Here is a 7,946-nt window from a genome sequence, read left to right as displayed (position 1 = left end):
TTCCTCGGCCGTGATGACATCATCGCCGGTGATGGGGTTGACCTTGATGGTGGGACCATCAGTATTCCTTCCATGGCCATGGTCGTCCTTGCTGTTGTTGTGAGCTGCGATAGCGGCACCGCCAATGGCAGCGGTTGCAATGCCAGCACCCACCAGTGTCGCCAGGAGGCCTGCAGCACCGGCACTTTTGGACAGCAGTGAATCGGTACTGTCCAGAGGTTCGAGTTCTGCCGACAGCTCGCTTGTACCACCTTGTGCACTGGCATCTGCCATCGCCTGCTCATCGAAAGCGACATGCACAGGCTTCTTGCCAGCCTCACTGAGCACCAACTCACTATGCTTACCTGCTGCGTCCTTGACGAAGAACTCAGAGTAATCGACGGTGCTGCCATCCTTCATATGAAGGACAAGATCGTCCCCCATCCGCTCATAACTCAGGATGTCTGCAGAGCTGGCCTGCATCTCGACAATGCTGGACTCGGAGAGTCGCAGAGTGCTATTGGCGCTGTTGCCAAGGTTGACTGTCTGATGGGTCTGGTGCTCACGCGAGATAATCTCAATTGCTTTTTTCATGGGAGATATCATTCCTTTGCTTTAGATATTTTTTTTGAAAAAATTCAGATATCACAACATGCAACAAAAGAGAATTCATTACCCCTTTGCACCATTTTCAACATGGAACCATTCAATACACATCCATATTAAACAAGGCAACCAGGAAGAACTCTTCTTTCTCATCCGAGTCTTGCATAATCAAAAAACAATGCAAGTAGGAAATTTCCTTACAATACGTAAGCATTGTCTCACTGACAAAATATGAAAAACTATAAAAACGCTTATTATATAACAATTATTTTCATGACATATTTTCATGAAGAAATCATTCTTCTGCTGGCCGCCGGCATCATGAACAATGAACGGGCCAGTCGATATGCTGCATCCTCGTTCGCTACCTGGTGATCCTGGTGATGATGCAACCATGTCAATGATCAACCACAGACAGGTACAACCTGTAGCTACTAATACGGCATGCTTTTATGTTGGGTTAATAGCGGCACAGGGACGTGCCGCCGTCGGCCATCAGGCCGACGCGAGACCGCACCCCACTGGCGCAGATCCGCGCATCTGCGCCAGTGGGGTGCGGACGAAAATCAAATCGATCAGGATGAGCTATTGTTGACCAACCTTGCTCATCAGGGCAGTTCCTGCCATGACGAGCAAGGTTGGATTATCGACGAGGAGCTTTCATCTCTCGCGGAATCCGGAGATCCCTGGTGACCTAGACAATCAGTTGGTGGTTGGCCAGCAGAGTCGCCAGATCTGTCTGCACATCGGAAAGCGTCACAACGGTAGCCAGCTCATGGCTACGAGCTGAGCCGTCACGGTCAATGGCAATCTCGGTATCATTGCCTTTTACCGTTACCTTGATGAAGTCGGCAAGTGCCTCCGCATCGGCAGTCCCTTCAGAGGCTCCGCGATATCCTGAGTCAGCCAACAGCTCATGCAGGTCAATACGATCTGCATCATCGCCATTACCGATGGTAAAGCCACTGATACGATCGACGCCATTGCCACCAGTAGCATCAGCGGCATTCAGCACGTGGTAAGTCAATAGATCACCGCCGCCATGGCCGAAGGTGAAGTGGTTATTACCTTCCAGGCCCGTTACAGAATTATCATCCACGGCAACTTCCGAAAGGGATCCACTATCATATTCGACAGGATTAACGGCCATGAGATGATTCTGGACGGCAGGCTCACTGGAATAATATCCCCACTGGAAATCGTCTATGGAAAAACCAGCATACTCGTCTCGAGTATCAATACGAATGTGGTCAATCTTCACGCCATCAGATGTCTCATATGAAAAATCGAACGGGCCACTACTACCTGAATCCCCGCCATCTTTCAACCTCTCTTCATGGATAACATTACCATTGTCATCATAGACATATACATAAGCATCGTTGTTAACGTTTTGATAATTAAACGAAAGCTTATCGATCTTTTCACCGAACGATATATCACCAATAGCGTCCCAGCCAACACTCAGACGGCCTTCTACTATATCAAACACCCTTTCTTCTCTTTCCCCGGAATCCCATCCATTTTCAATACCGGTTAATGTCAAGCCCGAGTCAAACGTGTATGATTCATCAATTTTTACAGCATCAGGCATTGAGCTATCTGTAAAGTCTTCGCTACCCTTGACAAAAGTCTTCAGAGCAAGATCGATGGTCTCTACTGTGGAGTTGCCCGCAGCATCACTGATGGAAACAGTAACTTCCTTGTTGCCAAGCTCAAGGGCGAGAAGATCCTTTTCAGGAATATCCAGCGACCAGGTTCCATCTTCTGCTATCGTCCCAGCATACTGCTTGCCATTCAGCGTGACCTCCAGGATCTCATCACCAGACAGGCCAGTCGCCTTGCCACTGATAGTCAGGGCATCAGTGATGTTATCGATATCAAGGATATTGCCTCCATCAAGAGGATCAATGACCAGGCCCGGCACACCAGTGTCTACCGCAACACGATGATCAATTATCGTCGTATTGCCCACCTCGTCAGTCGCACTCACCTGGATAGTGTCGCCGTCAGCAATGGAGGCTAACGCCTCTGGCTCGACGTTCAAGGACCATTTTCCATTCTCGTCAGCAATCGCTACCAACTCTTCACCACCCAGCTTGACTGCAATAGTACTACCTGCCGTTGCAACTCCGCTGATGGTCGCTCCGTTCTTGACTTCAAGTGCATTCAGAACATCATCGCCAGCCACATCGACTGAAAGGAATGGTTCCGTTGTACCTACCGTCACGATATGTTTAACGGCACCAGTAATGCCATTCACATTGGTCATTACCACAACAACTTCTGTCTCACCCTCGATGTCATTCCAGGCACGCTCAGGAACACTCACTGACCAATTACCATTCTCATCGGTAGTGGTCCTGTAGTCCTTTCCATCTATCTTGACAACGATTTCACAACCAGCACTGGTTGCTGAAGAAGAACCTCTGATGACAACGCCTGCTTCTGCCTCTTTTGCATTGACAGCATTATCTCCAGCGACTGGGTCGACATTTATCTTTACATCAGCAGCATCGATGATGACGTGATGATCTATCGCTGAGGTTTCTCCATCCGAGTTGGTTACTTCTACCGTGACGAGGTCGTCTTTACTGGCCGCCTCCAATGCCGCTGGAGGAACCTTCACAGCCCATTTCCCATTGCTACCAGCGGTGGTAGTAAACTCCTTACCCCCGACTGTCACCACCACATCAGCCCCCGGTGTGGTATAGCCATCGATGGTGACACCCTCTGCCGCCTCACGAGTGGTAACGATATCATCACCAGCAATCGGATCGATGGCGATCAATGGCCCGTGGATATCTACTGGATGATCTACCTCGGTTACATTACCGGATTCGTCGACCGTGGTGACGACAATATCGGTTTTTCCATCGAGAACACTGAATGCTTCCGCCGGGATGTCCGCTGACCAGTCACCATTTTCATCAGTAAATGTGGAAAATTCCTTATTACCAACCTTGACGACCACCTCCTGCCCTGCGCCGGCTGACGACGTACCGTTAACGGCAATACCGTTCAGCACGTCGGCTGAATCGATAACATCATCTCCGGTGATCGGATCCACCTTGACTTCCAAGGCAGTTGTATCCACTGACACAATACGCTTTACGGCGCCGGTGGTTCCAGACTCATTGGTCATGATCACCACGATCTCGGCATCGCCCTCTATACCACTCCATGCACCTTTCGGGACGTTTACCGACCAGTTGCCGTTCTCATCGGTTGTTGTCTCATAGTCCTTCCCGCCTACCTTGACCACGATGTCGCAACCAGCACCCTGTGCAGACGAACCACCACTGATAGTGACGCCCGCTGCCGCATCCCGCATATTGATGGCATCATCCCCTGCAATGGGATCAATACTTATCTTTACATCAGCGGCATCGATAATGACCGGGTAATCGTTTGCTGTGACATCACCATTCGGGTCAGTCACCTTGACAGAGATGAGGTCTTCGCCACTGGCCGACTCCAGCGCCTCAGGAGTCACTTCCACTGACCATTTTCCGTCGTCACCTGCGGTAGTCGTGAACTCTTTATCCCCTACCGTTACCACCACATCGGATCCCGGCGTGGTATACCCATCGACAGTGACTCCACTGGCCGCTTCAGAGGTAGTAACAATATCGTCACCAGCAATCGGATTGACGGCGATAAGGGGGCCATCGATCTCCAGCGGATGCTTGATTTCAGTAACCTCCCCTGTCTCATTGGTCATGACCACTACAATCTCTGTGGCACCACCTTGCGCACTCCATGCCTCCGCAGGAACATCCACAGACCAGTCGCCATTCTCATCAGTAACGGTCTTGAACTCCATACCCCCGACCTTGACGACCACTTCACAACCGGCACCGGGTGCCGACGAAGTCCCGTCGACGGTAATGCCATTCGCCGCTTCAGTCGCGTCGACTACATTGTCTCCAGTGATTGGATTGACCACGATGTCAGCAGCGTCTGCATTGCTTCCATGGTCATGGTCATCGTCATCCTTGTTGTTGTGAGCCACGACGGCCGCACCTGCACCGACAACTGCGGCAGCCGCAAGACCAATGCCAGCCAGTGCCCCCAGCGATGTCCCCCCGGCGGCGCCTGCAGTGGCATTGCTGGATAGCAGCGAATCGGTACTGGTCAGGGACTCGAACTCTGCCGACAGTTCGGTTGCGCCACCTTGTGCACTCGCATCAGCCATCGCTGCTTCATCGAAGGCAACATGTGTAGGCTGCTTACCTGCTTCGTTGAGCACCAACTCGCTGTGCTTGCCTGCGGCATCCTTCGTAAAGAACTCGGAGTAATCAACGGTACTGCCATCCTTCATATGCAGGACCAGATCATCGCCTACCCGCTCGTAGCTCATGATATCGGCAGGGCTTGCCTGCATTTGTACGATACTGGGCTCGGCGAGTTTCAAAGAACTGTTGGCGCCATTGCCAAGGTTGACTGTCTGATGGGTCTGGTGCTCACGCGAGATAATCTCAATTGCCTTTTTCATGGGGATATCATTCCTTCGATTTAAACATATTTATCCAAAAAACCAGATATCACGGCATGCAACAAAAGAGAATTCATTACCTCTTTGCACCATTTTCAACATGGAACCATTCAATACACATCCATATTAAACAAGGCAACCAGGAAGAACTCTTCTTTCTCATCCGAGTCTTCCACAACATCAAAGCAAGAAAAGTAGGAACATTCCCACCAGCAGGTAGGAAAAATCTCATTACCAAAACAGCAAAAAACACTTCAAAATAAATATTATCACCGGAAAAACTTCACTCTCGACCACACAAGTCAGGCCAAGTCGTCGAGATCATTCCCGGAAACAATGGTGAATCAATAGACAAACTGAATATCGGCCACCACCATCGGGTGGTGGCCGGTTCATGAAGAAAGAACGATCAACCAATCCTGGCCAGACGGCTGCGATGCAGCCTGGCCTTCTCCACGTACCCTTCGGCATTGGCCTTGAGCGCTTCGACAGCCCTGTCATCCAGTTGCCGGACCACCTTTGCCGGTGCACCGATGATCAGACTGTTGTCGGGAAACTCGGCACCTTCCTTGACCAGTGCCCCCGCCCCTACCAGACAATTACGACCAATCACGGCACCATTGAGGATCACCGCCTGAATACCGACAAGGCTGTCGTCACCGATGGTGCAGCCGTGCAGCATCGCCTGATGCCCTACGGTGACGCCCTGGCCGATACACAAGGGATATCCTGGATCGGCGTGCAATACCGCGCCGTCCTGGATATTACTGCACTGCTGAATTTCAATACTCTCGGTGTCGCCACGCACCACCGCCTGGTACCAGATGCTGGCGTCCTCGAATATGCGAACCCGACCGATGACTTCTGCGCTCTCGGCAACCAACACGCTACGGTGAATCTGTGGGGAATGATTACCCAGTCGATAGATGGCCATCCTATGCTCCTTCCTTGCACACTCACTGATCAGTTGAAGTATGGCTGCTCAGGCGCGTATCTGCTCAGGGAAACACTCACGAAATGTCTGCATGAGCCAGTCACCGCACTGGACAGTATCTGGATACCTTCACATGTTTGCCCTGCACCAGATACCGATCTCACTGGCCACTCGACGGACATCGGCTTCACCGATATCGAGATGGGTCACCATCCGGGTACGTGGGCGGACCGCCACAAGGATGTCACGCTCTGCCAGCCAGGCCTCGAGGGGTGCGCAATATGGCTGAGGCACATTGATGTAGACCATGTTGGTCGCCTGCCCCTCCACCGAGATCCCCGGAATACGTGCCAGCCACTCTCCCAGCAGGCGTGCATGACGGTGATCATCGGCCAGACGCTCGACATGGTGATCCAGCGCATAGCGGCAGGCGGCGGCCAGCAGCCCGGACTGACGCATTCCACCACCGAGTGTCTTGCGCCAGCGCCGTGCGTTGGTGATGAAGCGCTCACCTCCCAGCAGTATGGCGCCCACCGGGGCCCCCAGGCCCTTGGAGAAACACAGTGTGACCGAGTCGAAACCGGCGCACAGCTCTGCCAGCGACTTGCCTGTGGCCACCGCCGCATTGAACAGTCGCGCCCCATCCAGATGGCTGGAGAGACCACGCTCAGCGGCAAGCCCTGTCACCGTACTGATGTAGTCCTGCGGCATGACCTTGCCATGAAAGGTGTTCTCCAGCGTGATCAACCGCGTACGGGCATGATGAATGTCATCGGCCTTGATCGCTCCGGCGATATCCTCCAGCGCCATTCGGCCCAGGCTGTCCTGGCACAGCGGCTGGGGCTGGATACCACCCAGCACAGCGGCACCGCCGCCTTCATCGTGGTAGATATGTGACAACTGCCCGGCAATGTACTCATCACCACGCCCACAGTGCACCAGCAACGCGGTCAGATTGCTCTGGGTGGCGGTGGAGAAGAAGGCCGCAGCAGCGAAGCCGGCTCGATCCGCCACATCGGCCTCCAGCGCCCGTACACTCGGGTCATCGCCCCAGACATCATCTCCCACCGGCGCAATGGCCATTGCCTCGAGCATGGCCTCGGTGGGCCGAGTCACGGTATCGCTGCGTAGATCGATCATGCCATCGGTTCTCCCTGGTCTTGTAACACTGGTCTTGTGACAGAGACGGGTTGTCGTGGCTGACAGCATAATCCGCAAGCATCAGCCTTTTCCATGGAGCGACAATCCGAGTACATCGTCAAGATCACCTGCGTTTACACCAATGCCCGAGCCAGCAACTGCACCACATGCTCAGCCTCGCGCTGGGCGCCATCCTTGATCTGATGGCGGCAACTGGTGCCATCGGCAACGATCAGGGCGCCTTCTTCCGCCCGACGGACTGCCGGCAACAACGCGACTTCCGCCATCTGCATTGACGCTTCGTAATGCTCGCGCTCGTACCCGAAACTGCCGGCCATGCCACAACAGGAAGCATTGATGGTCTCGACCTCCAGATCAGGAATCCACGACAGCACCTGCTCCACCGGTCGCAGCGCGTCAAAAGCCTTTTGATGACAATGACCATGCAACAGCACTTTCGACTGCGGCAGCGCCTTGAGCTTCAGCTCAAGGCGTCCGGCCTCCTGCTCTCGCACGAGGAACTCCTCCAGCAGCAGGCAGGCCTCGGCCAGCCTACGGGCGGGCTCACCCAGCCCGTAGCCGAGAAATTCGTCGCGCAGGGTCAATAGGCAGGAGGGTTCCAGCCCGACCACCGCAGCCCCGCGCTCAACGTATGGCATCAGCGCTTCGAGGGTACGTTCTGCCTCGTCACGAGCACGGTCTACCTGCCCAGCCGCCAGCCAGGTACGACCACAGCACAGCGGCCGTCGGTCCGGCCCACGGGACAGCACCACCCGATATCCGGCCGCT

At 53.6% G+C, this 7,946-nt stretch carries 5 protein-coding genes; all 5 read right to left on the bottom strand.

The window, feature by feature from the left end; translation table 11 throughout:
* Positions 1-573: BapA/Bap/LapF family prefix-like domain-containing protein (locus tag ACN0V1_RS21265; RefSeq protein ID WP_417546837.1), on the bottom strand; the 573-nt coding region annotated here is incomplete at its 3' end.
* A gap of 706 nt (positions 574-1,279) precedes the next feature.
* Entirely contained in the window at positions 1,280-5,083 is a 3,804-nt protein-coding gene (locus tag ACN0V1_RS21260; RefSeq protein WP_417546836.1) for a BapA/Bap/LapF family prefix-like domain-containing protein, read from the bottom strand.
* A gap of 409 nt (positions 5,084-5,492) precedes the next feature.
* Positions 5,493-6,017, bottom strand: coding sequence for a gamma carbonic anhydrase family protein (locus ACN0V1_RS21255; protein ID WP_417546835.1), 525 nt, complete (start codon positions 6,015-6,017; stop codon positions 5,493-5,495).
* A gap of 129 nt (positions 6,018-6,146) precedes the next feature.
* Positions 6,147-7,157, bottom strand: coding sequence for a low-specificity L-threonine aldolase (gene ltaE, locus ACN0V1_RS21250; RefSeq protein WP_417546834.1), 1,011 nt, complete (start codon positions 7,155-7,157; stop codon positions 6,147-6,149).
* A gap of 134 nt (positions 7,158-7,291) precedes the next feature.
* Positions 7,292-7,946: (Fe-S)-binding protein (locus tag ACN0V1_RS21245; protein WP_417546833.1), on the bottom strand; the 655-nt coding region annotated here is incomplete at its 5' end.

The sequence above is a fragment of the Marinobacter sp. genome (assembly GCF_048266785.1).
Classification (GTDB): Bacteria; Pseudomonadota; Gammaproteobacteria; order Pseudomonadales; family Oleiphilaceae; genus Marinobacter.
The sequence above is the reverse complement of the archived record's forward strand: the minus strand, read 5'-3'. Positions and strand labels throughout refer to the sequence as shown.

Excerpts from the sequence above, each read along its gene's own strand:
- ACN0V1_RS21260 (WP_417546836.1), bottom strand. The coding sequence starts at position 5,083 with ATGAAAAAGGCAATTGAGATTATCTCGCGTGAGCACCAGACCCATCAG.
- ACN0V1_RS21255 (WP_417546835.1), bottom strand. The coding sequence starts at position 6,017 with ATGGCCATCTATCGACTGGGTAATCATTCCCCACAGATTCACCGTAGC.
- ltaE (WP_417546834.1), bottom strand. The coding sequence starts at position 7,157 with ATGATCGATCTACGCAGCGATACCGTGACTCGGCCCACCGAGGCCATG.